At 40.9% G+C, this 19,879-nt stretch carries 18 protein-coding genes; all 18 read left to right on the forward strand.

What is annotated here, in order from left to right:
• Nucleotides 1–38: 38 nt before the first annotated feature.
• Nucleotides 39–938 (forward strand): 2-dehydropantoate 2-reductase, encoded by a 900-nt coding sequence (locus B9L23_RS05850; RefSeq protein WP_081189437.1) that lies wholly within the window; start codon nucleotides 39–41, stop codon nucleotides 936–938.
• Nucleotides 931–1,317, forward strand: a complete 387-nt coding sequence (locus B9L23_RS05855; protein WP_062753499.1) for a DUF3397 domain-containing protein — start codon at nucleotides 931–933, stop codon at nucleotides 1,315–1,317. The genes B9L23_RS05850 and B9L23_RS05855 overlap by 8 nt, the downstream gene beginning before the upstream one ends.
• Nucleotides 1,318–1,420: 103 nt before the next feature.
• On the forward strand, nucleotides 1,421–3,049 hold the full coding sequence (gene bshC, locus B9L23_RS05860; protein WP_081189431.1) for a bacillithiol biosynthesis cysteine-adding enzyme BshC: 1,629 nt from the start codon (nucleotides 1,421–1,423) through the stop codon (nucleotides 3,047–3,049).
• 334 nt (nucleotides 3,050–3,383) lie between these two features.
• Entirely contained in the window at nucleotides 3,384–4,316 is a 933-nt protein-coding gene (gene rsmH, locus B9L23_RS05865; RefSeq protein ID WP_081189430.1) for a 16S rRNA (cytosine(1402)-N(4))-methyltransferase RsmH, read from the forward strand.
• Between the two features lie 43 nt (nucleotides 4,317–4,359).
• Nucleotides 4,360–4,713 carry a cell division protein FtsL gene (gene ftsL, locus B9L23_RS05870; RefSeq protein WP_015863349.1) on the forward strand — a complete coding sequence of 118 codons (354 nt, stop codon included), beginning with the start codon at nucleotides 4,360–4,362 and terminating at the stop codon, nucleotides 4,711–4,713.
• A 6-nt stretch (nucleotides 4,714–4,719) separates the two neighbouring features.
• Nucleotides 4,720–6,933, forward strand: coding sequence for a penicillin-binding protein (locus B9L23_RS05875; protein ID WP_089097041.1), 2,214 nt, complete (start codon nucleotides 4,720–4,722; stop codon nucleotides 6,931–6,933).
• 71 nt (nucleotides 6,934–7,004) lie between these two features.
• Nucleotides 7,005–8,945 (forward strand): stage V sporulation protein D, encoded by a 1,941-nt coding sequence (locus B9L23_RS05880; RefSeq protein ID WP_089097042.1) that lies wholly within the window; start codon nucleotides 7,005–7,007, stop codon nucleotides 8,943–8,945.
• Between the two features lie 128 nt (nucleotides 8,946–9,073).
• Nucleotides 9,074–10,546, forward strand: coding sequence for a UDP-N-acetylmuramoyl-L-alanyl-D-glutamate--2,6-diaminopimelate ligase (locus tag B9L23_RS05885; protein ID WP_062753491.1), 1,473 nt, complete (start codon nucleotides 9,074–9,076; stop codon nucleotides 10,544–10,546).
• Nucleotides 10,540–10,995 (forward strand): hypothetical protein, encoded by a 456-nt coding sequence (locus tag B9L23_RS05890; protein ID WP_062753489.1) that lies wholly within the window; start codon nucleotides 10,540–10,542, stop codon nucleotides 10,993–10,995. The genes B9L23_RS05885 and B9L23_RS05890 overlap by 7 nt, the downstream gene beginning before the upstream one ends.
• Nucleotides 10,989–11,963 (forward strand): phospho-N-acetylmuramoyl-pentapeptide-transferase, encoded by a 975-nt coding sequence (gene mraY / locus B9L23_RS05895; RefSeq protein ID WP_062753487.1) that lies wholly within the window; start codon nucleotides 10,989–10,991, stop codon nucleotides 11,961–11,963. The genes B9L23_RS05890 and mraY overlap by 7 nt, the downstream gene beginning before the upstream one ends.
• Nucleotides 11,964–13,319, forward strand: a complete 1,356-nt coding sequence (murD, locus tag B9L23_RS05900) for a UDP-N-acetylmuramoyl-L-alanine--D-glutamate ligase (RefSeq protein WP_081189426.1) — start codon at nucleotides 11,964–11,966, stop codon at nucleotides 13,317–13,319.
• A gap of 53 nt (nucleotides 13,320–13,372) precedes the next feature.
• Complete coding sequence (spoVE, locus tag B9L23_RS05905; protein WP_062753483.1) at nucleotides 13,373–14,473, forward strand: stage V sporulation protein E; 1,101 nt, start codon at nucleotides 13,373–13,375, stop codon at nucleotides 14,471–14,473.
• A gap of 176 nt (nucleotides 14,474–14,649) precedes the next feature.
• The gene (gene murB, locus B9L23_RS05910) at nucleotides 14,650–15,561 is read left to right on the forward strand and encodes a UDP-N-acetylmuramate dehydrogenase (protein WP_062753480.1); all 912 of its coding nucleotides are present in this window, start codon (nucleotides 14,650–14,652) and stop codon (nucleotides 15,559–15,561) included.
• Between the two features lie 143 nt (nucleotides 15,562–15,704).
• Entirely contained in the window at nucleotides 15,705–16,499 is a 795-nt protein-coding gene (locus B9L23_RS05915; RefSeq protein ID WP_062753478.1) for a cell division protein FtsQ/DivIB, read from the forward strand.
• Nucleotides 16,480–17,187, forward strand: coding sequence for a DUF881 domain-containing protein (locus B9L23_RS05920; protein ID WP_081189425.1), 708 nt, complete (start codon nucleotides 16,480–16,482; stop codon nucleotides 17,185–17,187). The genes B9L23_RS05915 and B9L23_RS05920 overlap by 20 nt, the downstream gene beginning before the upstream one ends.
• 31 nt (nucleotides 17,188–17,218) lie before the next feature.
• The gene (locus B9L23_RS05925; RefSeq protein ID WP_089097043.1) at nucleotides 17,219–17,938 is read left to right on the forward strand and encodes a DUF881 domain-containing protein; all 720 of its coding nucleotides are present in this window, start codon (nucleotides 17,219–17,221) and stop codon (nucleotides 17,936–17,938) included.
• A gap of 1 nt (nucleotide 17,939) precedes the next feature.
• The gene (locus B9L23_RS05930) at nucleotides 17,940–18,302 is read left to right on the forward strand and encodes a small basic family protein (RefSeq protein WP_015863361.1); all 363 of its coding nucleotides are present in this window, start codon (nucleotides 17,940–17,942) and stop codon (nucleotides 18,300–18,302) included.
• Between the two features lie 283 nt (nucleotides 18,303–18,585).
• Nucleotides 18,586–19,860 (forward strand): cell division protein FtsA, encoded by a 1,275-nt coding sequence (gene ftsA, locus B9L23_RS05935; RefSeq protein ID WP_015863362.1) that lies wholly within the window; start codon nucleotides 18,586–18,588, stop codon nucleotides 19,858–19,860.
• Nucleotides 19,861–19,879: the final 19 nt, after the last annotated feature.

Genomic DNA, 19,879 nt, shown 5'->3' on the forward strand with positions numbered 1-19,879 from the left:
AGGAATAGCATGGATTGATGGAAGGTGAGGAAGAAATTGTGAAAATTGGAATTGTTGGCGGCGGAGCCATTGGTCTATTAATCGCTGCTTATTTAAGTAATGAATATGAAGTCACTGTTTATACAAGACGTTCAGCACAAGCGCAACGATTAATGAACGAAGGATTGCGGTTTGTGAAACGCGGGGAAACAAAGCGTGTTTCACTTCAAGCCATGGCATTTGCGGAAGCGAACATTAACGATGATCTTGTTTTTATAACGGTGAAGCAGTATGATATTGCAACGATTATCAATCACCGAAACCTGTTTGATCAGGTGAAAACGGTTGTTTTTCTACAAAACGGGATGGGGCATATTAAGTTGCTTTCTCCACTCATGGAAAAAAATATTATTGTTGGAATTGTCGAGCACGGTGCACTCAAACATGATGATCGTACGGTAGAACATACAGGAATTGGAAAGATTGTGCTTGCAAGCTTGTATGGGACATTTGGACAAGCTGTAAATTTATCGGCAAAGAGCATCTCTGATTTTCCATTTGAATTTGCTAATAATTGGGAGAATGTGTTAGTGAAAAAATTGATCGTGAATGCAGCCATTAATCCGTTGACAGCGCTTTTACGCATCAAAAACGGAGATTTGCTTAAAGTGAAACCATATTATGAAATGATGAAATTGTTGTTTTCCGAATTTAAGCAAGTGTTGCCGATCGAAGACGAACAAAAGGCATGGGAACATATTGTGAGTGTTTGTCAAAAGACAGCAGAAAATTATTCATCAATGTTAATGGACATTTCCCAAAACCGAAAAACAGAGATTGATGCCATTTTAGGCTATGTTTTAGAAAAAGGGAAAGAACTCGGGATTACGTTGCCGCTCTCACAATTTTTATTTTATGCCATAAAGGGGTTGGAAGAAGGGGGGACGAAAAATGAATGAGCTGTTTGCGCATCTGATCGCGGCATTCGTTACGCTGCCGTTATTATCATTTTTCGTCGTTTACTTTTTTTCCCGCAAATTATTAAAAAGAAAACGAAAGTCGTTTTATGTGGCAGTGAATGTTTCGACACTTTTTTTTATTATTGCTGTTCACTTTTTGATTACTGTTCTTTCAGGAAAATCGTATTTATGGCACATTGTCTTCTTTTTACTGATCATGCACATGTTGATTTCGATCGGGTATTGGCGCAAAAAAGAAGATTTTCATTTTTCCGCTGTTTTTCGTTTGTTTTGGCGAGCGAACTTCTTATTGTTTTCCTCGCTTTATTTTAGTCTGCTTGTCTACGGAATGATTGTGAGAGTATCTAGCAATTTATAAATAAAAAAATTGGGTGACAGTGAGCAACTGTTTTTTCATTTGCAAAAAAGAAATGCTATACTCATGTAAGAACATGATAAGATAAGAAAGGAAGTTTCTAAACATGGAAGTTCGGGAAATTTCTCTGGCTGCTACGACACCGTTAGCAACCGATTACATAAATGGTACTTTTCCGATTGAAAAAGGTTTTTCTTACTCCCTTCAGGCGGAAGATGTATTTTGGAGGCGGCTCGATGATATAAAAGGAAGAGCGTATCCACGCCGCGAACTTGTGGAATATTTACGTTCGTATCATCAGCGATTTCACGCGAGTTCCGAAACATTTTACAATATTGAAAAATTGCTTCATCCTGAAAGTGTAGTAGTAGTAGGCGGGCAACAAGCCGGATTATTGACCGGGCCGCTTTATACGATTTATAAAATTATCTCGATCATCAAGCTTGCTAAAGAGCAAGAAAGAAAATTAGGCGTGCCGGTCGTTCCGCTTTTTTGGATTGCTGGTGAAGACCATGATATTGCCGAAGTAAACCACGTGTACATTGCCGAAGATAGAAAAATTAAGAAATATGTTTACCCTGATATTCCGCAAGAAAAGCGTATGGTATCGGATGTACCATTAGATCATCAAGTTTGTTCCACTTGGATTACTAATATTGTGAAAACATATGGAGAAACAGAAACGACAAATAAGTTGCTTGATTTTCTATTCCAATGTTTAGACCAATCGAAAACGTTCGTTGACTTTTTTGCTTCTATCGTTTTACGTCTATTTGCTTCTGAAGGATTGGTTGTTCTTAATGCAGCCGATGTCCCGTTGCGCGCAATCGAGAGTAGCTTTTTTACTGCTTTGATTGAATGCCATCGCAAGGTGACGGATGCTGTTTTGCGAAAGCAGCATCAGCTTCGGCAGCTCGGATATAAAAATACGTTAGATATTCAGCCACATTGTGCAAACTTGTTTTATTATGATGGGAGACAACGGTGGCTGCTCGAGCATGATCCACAAAAAGAGGTATTTCATAGTAAAAAAGGAGAATTTGTTTTCTCCAAAGATGAATTAATACAACTTGCTAAAACCAAACCTGGCCATTTAAGCAATAATGTCGTGACCCGGCCGCTTATGCAAGAATTTTTGTTGCCGACATTGGCGTTTGTCGCTGGTCCTGGAGAAATTGCATATTGGGCAGAGCTGAAAGAGGCGTTTTCGATATTTGGTTTCAAAATGCCGCCAGTCATCCCGCGTGTCAACATCACTATTGTAGAACGCTCCATTCAAACCGATTTAGCTGAAATCGGGATCGATATCATGGATGTTTTCAAAGGACGGCTAGAAGAAGCGAAACAGCAATGGTTAGCGCAGCAAACTCGTTATCCGCTTGAAGAAATGTTTGCGAAAGCAAAAGCGGAAATCGAAGAAATTCATCGCCCGCTTCGGGAATTTGGAATGGAAATTGATCGCGGATTGGCGGGGTTGTTGACGAAAAATGCAACTCTTCTTCAAGCGCAAATCGATTTTCTTCAGCAAACGTTGCAACGAGCATTAATAAGGAAATATGAGGTGGAGTTGCGAAAATTTTCTCGCGTGGAAATGTCGTTAATGCCGAATCAAGCGCCTCAGGAGCGGATTTGGAATATTTTCTACTACATCAATAAATATGGGTTCAATTTTTTAGAGAAACTTTTACATCTTAATTACCAATGGAACGGCATGCATAAAATTGTATATATATAATAGTTTTTACAAGAAAAAGTCGAAAAGAAAAGTCCTGTTTTATGCAGGATTTTTTTTTATCGGAATGAAATAGTAGACATACAGAAATTAAAATGGAAATAAAAGTAAAATAACAAATATTAGTTCGTATTTATTGTGAGCTGCCGAAATACGACAAAAGTAAACAGAAGAAGACGAGTTTTTACAAAAAAAGCTAAAATTTTGTTGTGTTTTGCAGTATAATAAGTAAATGATCGCTCTATATGAATAACGAAGCTTTCCTAGCTGATTTTCCACGACGTTTATTTTCGTATACCATATGTTGCAGCAATGAGTGATTAAAGGTGGTGAACATGTGTTTCAACATACGACAGTGCTATTAAAGGAAGCAGTAGATGGACTCCATATAAAACCGGATGGAATTTATGTCGATTGCACCCTTGGCGGTGGAGGACATAGTGAATATTTACTTTCACAACTGTCAGAGGATGGAAGACTATTTGCGTTTGATCAAGATGATATGGCGATCGAGTATGCGAAAAAAAGATTAGCCCGTTATGAAAAACAGGTGACGTTTATTCGCAGAAATTTTCGCTTTCTTGCGGAAGAGCTAGCGGCGAGGGGAGTTCATAGAGTGGATGGAATTTTGTTTGACTTAGGAGTGTCCTCACCGCAGTTAGATACACCAGAACGAGGATTTAGTTATCACCATGATGCACCGTTAGATATGCGAATGAATCGCGAGCAATCATTAACGGCTTATGATATCGTTAATCATTGGCCATATGAGGAGCTCGTACATATCTTTTTCCATTATGGTGAAGAAAAATTTTCGAAGCAAGTGGCGAGGAAAATTGAAGAAGTTCGCAAAGAAAAGCGAATTGAAACAACCGGGCAATTAGTTGACATCATTAAAGAAGCTATCCCGGCGCCGGCAAGGCGAAGCGGAGGGCATCCGGCCAAACGAATTTTTCAAGCGATACGAATTGCCGTAAATGATGAGCTGCAAGCATTCAAAGAGGCGATTACACAGGCGATTGATTTATTAAAATCAGGTGGAAGAATTAGTGTTATTACGTTCCATTCATTAGAAGACCGCATTTGTAAAGTGGCTTTTAAAGAAGCAAGCCAAGGCCCACAGCTTCCTCCTGGGCTTCCGCTCATTCCTGATCAATACCGCCCGGCATTAAAAATTATCACGAAAAAGCCGATTGTCCCTTCCGAGGAAGAGATCGAACATAATCATCGCGCGCGTTCCGCAAAGCTGCGTATCGCCGAAAAGCTATGAACAAAAAACGATGTTGAATCACTAATGACAGGAGGGAAAAACAATGAATAATACGGCAGTAAAAATTCATGAACGACAACGTCCGTCATCACGTCCGCGCACTAGAAAGCAACGAAAGCTAAAAATTCGCTTTACGTTAGGGGAAAAGCTTTTATTCCTATCGTTTTGCGTATTTGCTATGTATGCAGCAGTGCATATTGTGTCCAATCAAGTGAAGATTTATCAAGTAAATAAAGAAATTCAACAGCTACAAGAAACGGTTCAAGAACAGAAAAAGCAAAATAATGATTTATATGTTGAAGTTCAACAATTAAGCACATATGAACGGATTTTGCAAAAAGCGAAAGAACTCGGTCTCTCACTAAACGAAAATAATGTAAAAGTTGTACAGGAATGATCGCCGATGGAAAGGAAAAAGCATAGCAATACACATAAAGGAGCAGCTATATTATTTTTCTTATTCAGTCTGCTCTTTTTTGTGTTATTGGCTCGTTTTATTCAGTTGCAGGTAACGGGAGTTGCTGATGGCCAAGTGTTAGCGGCAAAGGCGGAGGAAAAGTATAAACAAAAGCGAACGATCGAAGCAAAGCGCGGAACCATTTTTGACCGAAATGGCGAAGTGCTTGCTCAAGATGTGCCGTCATATACAGTTATAGCTGTCCTTGATCCAAAAATGACGACAGATCCTGATCATCCGAGACATGTTGTTGACCCACAAAAAACAGCAAAAAAATTAGCCCCATTGCTAAAGATGGATGTAGATGAAGTGAAACGAATTTTAACAAAAGATGCAAAACAAGTGGAATTTGGCGCAAATGGACGAAATATTAGCTATGAACTGAAAGAAAAAATTGAAGCATTAAATCTGCCAGGGATTGGGTTTATTCGTGATACAAAACGATTTTATCCAAATGGCAATTTTGCCTCGTACGTAATTGGTTACGTACAAAAAAATAATAAAAAAAATGAAACAGTTGGAAAAATGGGGATTGAGAAAAGCTTAGATAAGCATTTGCGTGAAAAAGACGGTTACGTATCTTTTGCCGGGGATATCAGCGGATTTCGCCTTCCAAATACGAAAGAAACCGTCGTTCCACCGGATAATGGAGCGAATGTTTATTTAACGATCGACCAAAAGATTCAAACGTTTTTAGAAGATGCGATGAACGATGTGGAAAAACAATATAAGCCGAAAAAAATAATTGCGATTGTTGCAGATCCGAAAACAGGAAAGATCTTAGCAATGGGAACAAGACCGAGTTTTGATCCAAATAAGCGCAATATACAAAACTATTTCAACGATGCGATTTCCTATCCGTATGAGCCTGGTTCGACAATGAAAATTTTTACGCTTGCGGCTGCAATTAATGAAGGTGTGTATAACGGGAATGAACAGTATCGGTCTGGCTATTATAAAGTGGGACCAAATATTATTCGTGACCATAACAAAGTAGGTTGGGGAACGATTACGTTTAACGAAGGAGTACAACGCTCTTCTAATGTCGCTTTTTCTATTTTAGTAAAAGAAAGGTTAGGAGAAGACCGCTTTTTGCAATATTTGCATCGTTTCCGTTTTGACAAAAAAACTGGTATAGACCTTCCAGGAGAAGCGGTAGGGCAAATTCATTACAAATATCCGATTGAAAGAATAACGACAGGATTTGGTCAAGGAACATCGGTGACACCAATCCAACAAATTCAAGCTGCAACCGCGATTGCAAACGGCGGAAAAATGATGAAGCCATATGTGGTCGATCGTATTGTTGACCCGGATACAGGAAAAGTGATTGCAAGAAACAAGCCAGAAGTAGTGGAACAACCAATTACAAAAGAAACGGCTAAACAAGTGTTAGATATATTAGAAACGGTAGTTACTTCGGAGAAAGGAACGGGGCGTCCGTATCAAATTGAAGGGTACCGAGTTGCTGGAAAAACAGGAACAGCACAAATTCCGTCACCAAGAGGAGGATATTTAACCGGCTATGAAAACTATATTTTCTCTTTTTTAGGAATGGCCCCGAAAGAAGACCCGCGTTTAATTATGTATGTCGCAGTTCAGCAGCCAAAACTATCCTATACGGAGACAGGGGCAGCTCCTGTTTCACATATTTTTACTAGCGTGATGAAAAATAGTCTTCAATATTTGCACATTCAGCCTTCTTCCAATAAGAAGGCGTCAAAAGAAAAATCAAAAGGAATTGAAATCGGTTCTTACGCGGGTCGTTCTACAGAAGAAGTAGTGAAAGAACTAAAGGAAAGAGGGCTTGTCCCAATTGTAATTGGAAATGGGCGGCAAATTGAAGAACATGTACCGTTATCTGGTGATAAAGTAATCGCTGGAGAGCGGGTTGTGCTAAAAACGGACGGGGAAGCAGTGATGCCGGATGTGCGCGGCTGGTCGCTAAGAGATGTGATGAAAGTAGCGGAACTGCTAGAGCTTCGTCCGAGCACGAAAGGAAATGGGTATGTCGTCAGCCAAAATATTCGGCCAGGTGCATTAGTAAAGAAAGGTGATTACTTAATTGTAGAATTAGAAGAACCGCGAAAATGGAATGAGAGAATGGAACAAGAACAAAAAGAAGCATCCGAGAAAAAAAGCGACGGACCAGTGGATTGATTTAAGACGTTCTATAATGAAGCGTACAAGCATATAGTGGAACGAGCCTATCACAAAGGAGGTTCCACTATATGCGTGTTTCCCACGTCACTGTCCGCAAACGGCTAATGATCGTGTTTCTAGTTGGGGTGTTTATTTTTGCGATTATTGACATTCGTCTCGGATATGTTCAATTTATATTAGGTGATATGTTAACAGAAAGAGCGAAAGATTCATGGAGCCGAAATATTCCATTTGAGCCGAAGCGCGGAGAAATTTTGGATCGCAATGGCGTTCCGCTCGCTACGAATATGAGCGCTCCAACAGTATACGTCATTCCGCGCCAGATTGAAAATCCGGCCGAGACGGCAGAAAAGTTAGCGAAAGTGTTAAATATGCCCGTCGAAAAAGCGTATAAACATATTACGAAAAAAACGTCGATCGAGCGTATTCCAGAAGGTAGGAAAATATCGAATGAAAAAGCAAAAGAAATTCGGGCACTCGGCTTAAAAGGGGTATATATCGCGGAAGATACGAAACGTTATTATCCGTTCGGCAGTTATTTGTCCCATGTTTTAGGATTTACCGGCATCGATAACCAGGGCTTGATGGGATTAGAGCTCTATTATGATAAAGAATTGAGCGGTCAACGCGGTTCGGTGCAATTTTATTCGGACGCAAAAGGAAAAAGAATGCCTAATATGGCAGATGATTATACGCCGCCAACAGATGGGTTAAATTTAGTGCTTACGATTGATTCGCGTATCCAAACAATCGTGGAGCGGGAACTCGATATTGCCGAAGCAAAGTATAATCCAGACGGCATTATTGCAGTTGCAATGAACCCGAATACGGGAGAAATTTTGGCAATGGCGAGCCGTCCAACATTTGACCCGGCAAACTATCGAAACGTCCCAGCGGAAATTTATAACCGCAACTTGCCGATTTGGAGTACGTATGAACCTGGTTCGACGTTTAAAATTATTACGCTTGCTGCGGCGTTGGAAGAAAAAAAAGTAAATTTATTGAAAGATCATTTTTATGATCCAGGATATGTAAAAGTTGCCGGTGCAACATTACGTTGCTGGAAAAAAGGCGGGCATGGATCGCAAACTTTTTTAGAAGTTGTGCAAAACTCTTGTAACCCAGGTTTTGTAGAGTTAGGGGAACGCCTTGGGAAAGAAAAATTGTTTCACTACATTAAGGAGTTTGGCTTTGGTGAAAAAACAGGCATTGACTTGCAGGGGGAAGGAACCGGAATTTTATTTGATTTGAAACGCGTTGGGCCTGTCGAACAAGCAACAACGGCCTTTGGGCAAGGGGTGTCGGTGACACCGATTCAGCAAGTGGCAGCTGTTTCTGCGGCAGTAAATGGTGGAATTTTGTACACGCCATATATTGCGAAGCAATGGGTTGATCCTGAAACAGGAAAGGTAGTAAGCCGCAATACACTAAAGGCGAAGCGACGCGTTATTTCCGAGGAAACGTCGAAACAAATTCGTTATGCTCTAGAGAGCGTTGTTGCACAAGGGACAGGAAAAGGTGCCTATATAGAGGGATATCGTGTTGGCGGAAAAACAGGAACAGCACAAAAAGCGAAAGGCGGCCGATATTTAAAAGATAATCATATCGTTTCTTTTATCGGATTTGCACCGGCGGATGACCCACAGCTTGTCGTTTATGTTGCTGTCGACAATCCGAAAGGAACGGTTCAATTCGGTGGTGTCGTCTCTGCTCCAATCGTCGGAAAAATTATGGAGGATAGTCTACGTACACTTGGCGTGAAACCACGCAAAGGCCAAATAGAAAAAGAACGGGCGTGGAATGATCCGAAAATGGTCGAAGTTCCAAATTTAATCGGCTTATCAAAAAAAGACTTGCAAGAGCAACTTTTTAACTTAAAATTAGATGTTAGTGGAGAAGGTGATGTTGTTATTGAGCAAGCCCCAGAACCTGGGGTGAAAGTGAAAGAAGGTTCCACTATTCGCATTTACTTAGCATCAAAGACGTCTTCTAAAAAAGAAGTTCGATGAAAGCGATCAATATATCGATGTATCAAGGGGGCGGCTGATGTAAGTTGTCATATATCCTATCTCGCCCCTTTTTTCCGCTTTTCATTGTTTTCTTCTAAAGGACTATGAAGCGAAAGGAATGAACAAAAATGAAGCTGCAGACGCTGCTTTCGTATTTGCATGATTTTACAACGTATGTCGGTGAAAACCCGACAATTACTTCCATTGAAATGGATTCGAGAGAAGTAAAAAAAGGATCATTATTTATTTGCATCAAAGGATTTACAGTGGACGGCCACGATTTTGCGAAACAGGCAGTCGAAAATGGTGCTGTAGCCATCATTGCCGAACGACCACTTGATGTAGATGCGCCCGTTATTGTCGTTCGTGATAGCCGGCGCGCAATGGCGGTGCTTGCCGATGCGTTTTACGGACAGCCGACCCATCAGTTACATTTAATCGGGGTTACGGGCACAAATGGGAAAACGACAACGACTCATATAATAGAGCACATCGCTAGAAAGGCGAATAAAAAAACGGGGCTAATTGGAACGGTGCATATTAAAATTGGCGATGATACGTATCCAACGAAAAATACGACGCCAGAATCGTTGCTGTTGCAACGAACGTTTAAACAAATGGTGGACGAAGGTGTCGATGTTGCGGTCATGGAAGTGTCTTCGCATGCCCTTCATATGGGACGCGTGCACGGCTGTGACTATGATGTTGCTGTGTTTACTAATTTAACGCAAGATCATCTCGATTACCACGAGACAATGGAAGAATACCGCAATGCGAAAGGATTGCTGTTTTCCCAGCTCGGAAATCGTTATGATCACAAACGGCCAAAGTTTGCGGTATTAAACAACGATGATCCTGCTTCACAATATTATAAGCATATGACGGCTGCAACCGTTATTACATACGGAATTGAAACAGATAGCGATATTATGGCAAAGCGAATTGATATTGTTCCAAGCGGAATGTCGTTTGATCTGATCACACCGCACGGTACTGTTCGGGTCAAAACAAGGTTAATCGGATTGTTTAACGTATATAATTTGCTCGCAGCTGTTTCCGCCTCTCTTGTGTCTGGTATTCCATTTTCTGTTATTGTAGAGGCGATTGAAGAAATTTCTGGGGTTGCGGGACGGTTTGAAACAGTCGATGAAGGGCAAAACTTTACAGTAATCGTTGATTATGCTCATACGCCAGATAGTTTGGAAAATGTCTTAAAAACAATTCGGCAATTTGCTCAGAAAAAAGTTTACGTTGTTGTTGGCTGCGGCGGTGACCGAGACCGTACAAAACGGCCGCTTATGGCAAAAACAGCGGTCAAATACGCCGATGTGGCCATTTTCACTTCTGATAATCCGCGTTCCGAAGAGCCTGAACAAATTTTGCGCGATATGGAAGCAGGTGTTTCCAGCGAGCGTTATGTAACGATTGTCGATCGCAAGGAGGCGATTTATTACGCGATTGAACAAGCGCAAGAAGGAGATATTATTTTAATCGCAGGCAAAGGGCATGAAACGTACCAAATTATTGGCGATCGCGTCATTGATTTTGATGATCGGCTTGTTGCCCGGGAAGCGATTAAGGAGCGGAAGAACATATGTTGACATATGAAATGGTCAAACGGTTATGTAAACAGGCTCGTGGCATTGTCGATGATGCGATTACGTTTCACCATGTGTTTGTAGATCCTTATGAACATGCCCCAAAAGGGTTATTCGTTCCGCTTGGGCATGGGATGGAAACGTTAAAAATTGCGATTGAACATGGAGCAATCGCCGCGTTTTGGCAAGAAGGCGATGAATTGCCGCGTTACATTCCAAATCAGTTTCCGGTCTTTTTTGTTTCATCACCAATTCAAGCATTAGAGGAGCTTTTAGATATGTATGGGCAATGGGAAAACAATAAGAGCGAAAAAACAAAGTTTAACCTTACCATTTCTGCTCATAATGAACAAAATCATTCATATGATATAGCGGTGCTCGCTGCTCTTAAACGGCTGCAACAGAAATGGATGCGTGTTCAAGGACAAGAAGGATGTGACCGATCATGCTAGAGCAAGTCATTGTTTTAGCCATTGTTCTTTCCTTTCTGATTACTGTTATATTATCGCCATTGTTTATTCCGTTTTTAAGACGGTTAAAATTCGGGCAAAGCATACGGGAAGAAGGACCGAAATCGCATCAAAAAAAATCAGGCACCCCGACGATGGGAGGTATTATGATTTTACTTTCCATCGTTGTGACAACGTTATTGATGACGAGAAAATTTGCAACTCTTTCCGTTGAAACATATTTATTGCTTTTTGTAACGATTGGTTATGGATTGCTTGGCTTTTTGGATGATTTTATTAAAGTGGTGATGAAACGGAATCTTGGGTTGACGAGCAGACAAAAGTTAATTGGGCAATTAATTATTGCAATTGTTTTTTATTTTGTATATCAGCGCAGTGGTTTTTCTACTGCCTTACATATTCCAGGGACAGATCTTTCTATTAATCTTGGCTTTGGATATGTGTTATTGCTTATTTTCATGCTTGTCGGCGGTTCGAATGCGGTCAATTTAACCGACGGGCTCGATGGTTTATTGGCTGGGACAGCGGCCATTGCTTTCGGCGCTTATGCCGTTCTTGCCTGGAACCAAGGCCAATATGATATCGCTATTTTTTGTGTTTCCGTTGTTGGGGCTGTACTAGGATTTTTAGTATTTAATGCCCATCCAGCAAAAGTATTTATGGGAGATACCGGGTCGCTTGCGTTAGGCGGCGCGATTGCTACAGTGGCAATTTTAACGAAGTTGGAAATATTGCTTGTTGTTATTGGCGGTGTATTTGTTATCGAAACACTGTCCGTTATTATTCAAGTCATTTCATTTAAAACAACGGGAAAACGTGTATTTCGCATGAGCCCGTTGCACCATCATTATGAGTTGATTGGCTGGTCGGAGTGGCGTGTTGTCGTCACATTCTGGGCAGTCGGCTTATTATTTGCAATGCTAGGAATCTATATCGAGGTGTGGATTTAATTGAAACAGGCAGCTTTCTATCAACAACGTCAGGTGTTAGTCATTGGTTTGGCAAAAAGCGGATTTGCAGCGGCAAAACTGCTTCATGAGCTAGGTGCCAACGTCACGGTAAATGATCAAAAGACGTTTGAAGAAAATAAAGAAGCGCAACAGCTAGAACAAATGGGAATCCGAGTGATTTGCGGCGGGCATCCGCTTGAGCTCTTGGATGAGCCGTTTGATTTTGTTGTGAAAAACCCTGGCATTCCATATACGAATCCAATGGTAAAAAAAGCAATGGAAAAAGGATTGCCCGTTGTCACAGAAGTGGAGTTAGCGTATCACATTTCGGAGGCACCTTTTATTGGGATTACAGGTTCCAATGGAAAAACAACAACTACAACATTAATTTTTGAGATGCTGCGTGAAGGAGAAAAACGCCCGCTGCTTGCGGGAAATATAGGGATGGCTGCTTGTGAAGTGGCAAAAAAAGCGGAAGCAGGCAATTGGCTTGTAACGGAACTTTCCTCCTTCCAGCTAGCGGGAATTCGCGATTTTTGCCCGCGTATTTCCGTTTTATTAAACATTTTTGATGCCCATTTAGATTACCATGGTTCAAAAGAAGCTTATGCACAGGCAAAAGCAAATATTTTTAAAAACCAGACAAATGATGATTATGCGGTCATTAATGCAGATGATGAACTTGTGATGCAGCTTGCTGAGAACATTCATGCACAAAAAGTTACTTTTTCGACAACAAAAGTGTTAGACCGCGGTGCTTATATAAAAGATGGTTTGATCTATTGGAACGATGAAGCGGTAATTGCTGTCAGCGATATAGTACTTCCAGGAAAACATAATTTGGAAAATATATTGGCAGCTGTTTCTGTGGCAAAATTAGTAGGCGTAGACAATAAAGCTATTTCCCAAGTCTTAACGGCATTCACAGGGGTGAAGCATCGGCTTCAATATGTTGCTACTATTAATGGGAGAAAGTTTTTCAATGACTCCAAAGCAACCAATATTCTTGCGACACAAAAAGCACTGTCCGCTTTTGAAAAAGATGCTGTCATCCTTTTGGCAGGTGGGCTAGACCGCGGCAATGAGTTTGATGGTCTTCTTCCTTATTTGCATAACGTAAAAGCAATCATATTGTTTGGCCAAACCGCGCCAAAAATAGCTCGTGTCGCTAAACAGGCAGGAATAGAAACGATTGAATATGTCGATAATGTGGAAAAAGCTGTACCAGTTGCTTATCAACTATCCGAACCAGGTGATGTCATTTTACTGTCGCCGGCATGTGCAAGCTGGGATCAATATAAAACTTTTGAACAAAGAGGAGACATTTTTATCAATGCCGTGCATAAGTTGAAATAGAGAGAAAGGACAGCCTTTTCTCTCCTAGTTTAGAAAAGTAGAGGTGTTGGGCATTGCCGCGGAAAAAGTCTACGCCTGATTTTTTGCTGATTATCCTTACGTTTTCGTTGTTGGCAATTGGGCTTATTATGGTGTATAGCGCCAGTGCCATTTGGGCGGAATATAAGTTTCATGATTCGTTTTTCTTTGCAAAACGTCAGCTTTTGTTTGCCAGCGCGGGAGTCATTGCAATGTTCTTTATTATGAATATTGATTATTGGACATGGCGCGACTGGTCGAAAGTGCTTATTATCGTCTGTTTTTTGTTGCTTGTTCTCGTATTAATCCCCGGAGTCGGAATGGTTCGCAATGGATCACGCAGCTGGATTGGTGTTGGGGCGTTTTCCATTCAGCCGTCCGAATTTATGAAACTTGCAATGATTGCCTTTTTGGCAAAGTACTTGTCGGAAAACCAAAAAAATATTACATCGTTTAAACGAGGATTGCTTCCCGCTTTGGCACTTGTGTTTTTTGCGTTTGGAATGATCATGCTTCAACCGGACTTAGGAACCGGCACCGTAATGGTCGGCACATGTATTGCAATGATTTTTGTTGCTGGTGCGCGCATCAGCCATTTTATCGGATTAGGAATACTTGGACTGGCAGGATTTGCTGCTCTTGTTTTGTCAGCGCCATATCGAATTAAGCGGATTACTTCTTTTTTGAATCCTTGGGAAGATCCGCTTGGAAGCGGGTTTCAAATTATTCAATCGCTATATGCGATTGGCCCTGGAGGTTTGTTTGGCTTAGGGCTGGGACAAAGCCGACAAAAGTTTTTTTATTTGCCTGAGCCGCAAACTGACTTTATTTTTGCGATTTTAGCAGAAGAACTTGGGTTTATTGGCGGGTCGCTTGTTTTACTTTTATTTAGCTTGCTGCTTTGGCGCGGAGTGCGTATTGCACTTGGGGCGCCGGATTTGTATGGAAGTTTTCTTGCCATCGGCATTATTTCGATGGTGGCCATTCAAGTAATGATTAATATCGGCGTTGTTACAGGATTAATGCCGGTAACGGGAATTACGCTGCCGTTTTTAAGCTATGGTGGTTCATCATTAACGCTTATGTTAATGGCAATTGGGGTTTTACTAAACATTAGCAAGCATGCAAAATATTAATAAAACCAATTCGTTGCGTTGCATCCAACAACCAAAAAACAAAATGTTCAAGTTTCATCGATCTAGAAGGGTATCTCTCAAATTAGAGAGACACCCTCTCATTTTGTTAAGGTGACATCTACGATGAAAGGAGCATACGTATATACATAGGCGGTTTGGGAAAGGAGATGAAAGCGATGAAGGCAATGGTAAATGAATTATTAAGCGCTAACGTTGGGAAAGTGAAGGAAATGGAACCTTTATCGAACCATACGACGATAAAAGTTGGCGGCCCTGCAGATGTATTGATCGAACCAGATAGTGTAGAAAACCTGAAAAAAACAATGGCGATTATAAAAAAGCATGAAGTGCCATGGCGCGCGATTGGCCGTGGTTCGAATTTACTTGTTTCTGACGAAGGGGTCGAAGGGGTTGTAATCAAAATTGGCGAAGGGTTAGATGAATTACATGTTGATGGGGAAACCGTTACGGTCGGTGGAGGATACTCATTAGTACGCCTTGCCACGTTAATGAGCAAACAAGGGTTGTCTGGTTTAGAATTTGCCGGCGGAATTCCTGGATCGGTCGGGGGAGCTGTTTATATGAATGCGGGGGCGCACGGCTCCGATATGTCACAAATCGTAAAAAGGGCGTTAATTTTATTTCCAGACGGGATGATGGAATGGCTGACGAATGAGGAAATGCAATTTGCGTATCGCACTTCTGTGTTGCAAACAAAAAGACGTGGAATTTGTATAGCAGCGGAACTTCAGCTTACTTCCGGGAACCGTGAAGAAATTGTTGCAAAAATGCGGAAAAACAAAGATTATCGCCGTGAGACACAACCGTGGGATAAACCTTGTGCGGGCAGCATATTCCGCAATCCTTTGCCGCAATATGCTGGAAAACTGATTGAAGAGGCTGGTTTAAAGGGATATACGATTGGCGGCGCGAAAATTTCTGAACAGCATGCCAATTTTATCGTTAATACAGGAAAAGCAAAAGCAAAAGATGTACTGGACTTAATTCAGTTTGTGAAAAAAACGATTCATGAATTGCATGGCATTCATTTGCGGACAGAAGTAGAAATTATTGGCCGGAAGTTGTAAAATCTATCTCTCTATATATTATAATGCTATGATATAATAAAATTGAGTTTGTCTATGTTTATCGAACATAGAAATACAACGGCATCGAGGTGTGCCGTTTGTTTTTATAGATGTGCTTTCGAGCTTATGTCGGAAAGCGGTGAATGGCTTTGGAAAAAGGAAAAAAAATCGTTGTTCTTGAGGAACGGGTGCCGAAATTAAAGGAACGGCGGAGACAAAAAGCGAATCGTCGTTTAATCGCGTATATCTCTTTCTTTTTTCTTCTCATTTTATGCATGATTTATTTTCAATCACCATTAAGCTATGTCCGTCATATTCAAGTAAACGGAAATCATCATCTTTCCGCAAAACAAGTGATACAGTTAAGCGGCATCACAAAACGGACAAGCTTTTGGAAAGTAAAAGAAGACGAAATTAAGCGGAATGTGGAGAAACATCCGGAAGTGAAGAGCGTATCATTGGAAAAACATTTCCCAAATACGATCATCATTCATGTGAAAGAGCGGAGGAGAATCGCTTATATTTATGACCAACAAACATTTTTTCCGCTTTTAGAAAATGGTTACATACTAAAGAAACACACATCAAAAACCGCGCCAAGCGATGCGCCGATTTTAATTAATTGGAAAAAGGGAGAAGATATTCAAGAAATCGCAGGACAGTTGGCGCAGCTTTCCCCATCGATATTAAACGCCATTTCTGAAATTCATTATACACCGAGCGATGATAACCGTTATCATATTACTGTTTATATGAATGATGGTTTTGAAGTGAGTGCGAACGTACAAAATTTTGCCGATAAAATGTCATTGTATCCGTCTATTGTCCAGCAATTAGATCCAAACGTAAAAGGGGTAATCCATTTAGAAGTAAGCAATTATTTTACCGCTTATAAACAACCGAAAAAGGAGGATGACAATGACAAAGCGGAAAGGTAACCGTGTCATCCTTTCTTTTATCTGTTTTATACTAGGATCTATGCTGGCGTTTTCTTATCAATATACAAAAAGGGAAGCATCAAAGCGAAATATAACAGATCGGCAATGGCAAAAGGAGTATGATTACCGAGAGCGATTGATTAAGATACAGAAAGAAAATCGACGATTAAAAAACGAGTTAGTACAAAAACAAAATGAAGTTGTGGAGATGGAAAAAGCGTTGGCAGAACAACAAACATCGTATACGGATTTGGCAAAACAAGCAGAAAAACTACGCATGTATGTTGGAGAGGCGAAAGTAAAAGGAAAAGGAATTGAAATAACGTTATCGGATGCATCTTATATTCCTTCTGAACAAAGTGCGACAGACTACATTGTTCACGAACAACATGTCTTTAAAGTCATTCATGAGCTGCTCATTTCCGGAGCAGAAGCAATCGCCATTAATGGGCAACGAATTTCCCATCGTTCGTATATTGTTTGCAATGGTCCCGTAATCGAAGTAGATGGCACGCAACACGCAGCCCCTTTTGTCATCTCCGCAATTGGCAATCCAACGGTTCTCGCTTCCGCTTTGAACATTCCCGGCGGGGTAAAGGATCAGCTTATTCAAGATAACATAATTGTAAGGATTGCTAGTAAAGATGAAATAGTGTTAGATCCTATCTTTCATGCTAATCATCCATAAATTGCCTCGGCAGAAAGAATGGTGAAGATGATTGGAACGGAAAAAAACGATCTATTTTACTTGTATTACGGCCATTTTTGGATTTATGCTAGCTGTTCAACTTCAGACAACGTCACATCCTAAAGTTCGCGATACACGTGATATTTGGGAGCTGCGCGCTGATTTAAAAAAAGAACAACAATTGCAGCGACAACTTGTATTAGAAATCGGGGATTATGAGGAAAAATTACGGAATTACAAGCAAAAGCAGCGATCTAATCAAGAAGCCGTTTTGCATGAAACAGTAAGTGAATTGGAACAGGAAGCTGGTTTAACGAAAACAGAAGGTCCAGGAATTGTTTTGACAATTGAACCATTTTATTCGGATCATTACGTAGGTCCCATTGCGGAAACGGTGTCGCCTGAACTGTTGCACCGGCTTATTAATGAATTAAACATGTACGGTGCGAAAGAAATTGCTATTGCCGAGGAGCGGATTACAAACACGACGGCGATTCGCGATGTTAATGGTGCGACGAAAATCGGAGATAGCAAAATCTCTTCATTGCCAATTACAGTAAAAGTAATCGCAGATGATGCAGAAATGTTATGTAATCGTTTAAAAGTATCGACAATTCGTGATGATTTTGTCGTTGAAAATTTGCAGCTTACAATTTCTGAACCGTTGACATCGGTGGTTATTCCGCCGTCTAAAGAAAAATGGAACGTGAAATATATGGAAACGGTAAAAGCCGAAAAGGAGGAGAAATAATATGTGGCTCCCGCTCATCGGCTTATTCGTTGGCTTAATAGTAGGATTTTTGAGCGATTTGCGCGTCCCTGACGAATATTCCAATTATTTATCCATTGCAATCCTTGCTGCATTTGATACATTAATTGGTGGACTCCGCGCCCATTTACAGCAAACATATGACGAAATAGTATTTATAACAGGATTCTTTTTTAACATTATTTTGGCTACAACTTTAACTTTTCTTGGTGTCCATCTTGGTGTAGACTTGTACTTAGCAGCTGTATTTGCATTTGGGGTGCGCCTTTTTCAAAATATCGCTGTCATTCGCCGCCTCCTTCTTGCCGAATGGATGGAAAGGCGACAGAACCGTGAAAAAAGTTAATTGGAAAAAAGGGAAAGTTTCTTAAAATGTTGAATATATGGAGTAAAAAATGATTGGTTCGCTTTTTAACATTGCTGATGATAAGCAAGCGTATCCGTTATAGATTAAAAGATGAATAGAGAATAACGCAATTGTGTGGCATATACGAGATATATAAATTTCAGCTTAAAGGAGGTGTCACTGCTTACTAAAATACGTAATAGGGCCGCAAGAAAATGGATGAGAAGCCACAGTTGCAGACGGAAGCGGTGCATATACGATTTTAGTAGGCAGGTACCAAAAGATGAGCAGCAATGAGATCGTCGTTAGTCTTGACATTGGCACGTCCAGTGTTAAAGTCATAATCGGAGAAATGCTAAATGAATCTATTAACATTATTGGAGTAGGAAATGTAAAATCGGAAGGACTTAAAAAAGGGTCCATAGTGGATATAGATAAAACGGTGCAATCGATCAAAAGAGCGGTTGAGCAAGCGGAACGGATGGTTGGTTTAACGATCCGCCGTGTCATTGTTGGTGTGACGGGCAATCATGTCCAGCTTCAAGACTGCCACGGCATCGTTGCTGTTTCCAGTGAAAACCGCGAAATTACCGATGAAGATGTTGCGCGCGTGATGGATGCCGCGCAAGTCGTATCGATTCCTCCAGATCGGGAAATTATTGGCGTGATTCCGCGGCAGTTTATCGTTGATGGGTTAGATGGCATTAACGATCCGCGCGGAATGCTCGGTGTCCGTCTTGAAATGGAAGGAACGATTATTACCGGTTCGAAAACGATTTTACATAACTTACTCCGCTGTGTAGAAAGAGCTGGACTGGAAATAAGCGATATTTGCCTGCAGCCGCTTGCTGCTGGTTCTCTTGCTTTGTCAAACGATGAGAAAAACTTAGGGGTGGCGTTAGTCGATATCGGTGGCGGTTCCACGACTATCGCTATTTTCGAACAAGGATTTTTACAGGCCACTTCCGTTTTGCCAGTAGGAGGGGATCATATTACAAAAGATTTATCGATCGGGCTCCGAACATCGACGGAAGATGCAGAAAGGATTAAACTAAAGCATGGACATGCTTTTTATGACTATGCTTCTGAAGAAGAAGTATTTATCGTGCCGGTTATCGGGACTGATCAGCATCAGCAATTTAGTCAATTAGACATTGCCGATATTATTGAGGCAAGGCTGGAAGAAATTTTTCAAATGGTTCAACATGAAATCCGCAAGCTAGGATTTCGTGATTTGCCAGGCGGCTATGTGCTAACTGGCGGAGTAGCAAATATGCCAGGAATATTAGAATTGGCTCATGTCGTATTAGGAAGCAGCGTTCGCATTGCTATGCCTGATTATATAGGTGTGCGCGATCCGCAGTATACGACAGGAGTAGGGCTGATCAAGTTTGCTTATCAACAAGCGATGCTGCAAGGGAAATCGGTTCCTGTTGCTGCATCGGTTGCGGAGCCTGTTGAAAAACATCCGCAAAAGCAATCACAACCGAAACAAAAAAAGAAAGAAGCGACTCTTGGAAAAAAAGTAAAAAAATTTTTCGGGTATTTCTTTGAATAGAGATTGAATTTGGGAGGAT

It is taken from the genome of Parageobacillus galactosidasius (assembly GCF_002217735.1).
Lineage (GTDB): Bacteria > Bacillota > Bacilli > Bacillales > Anoxybacillaceae > Parageobacillus_B > Parageobacillus_B toebii.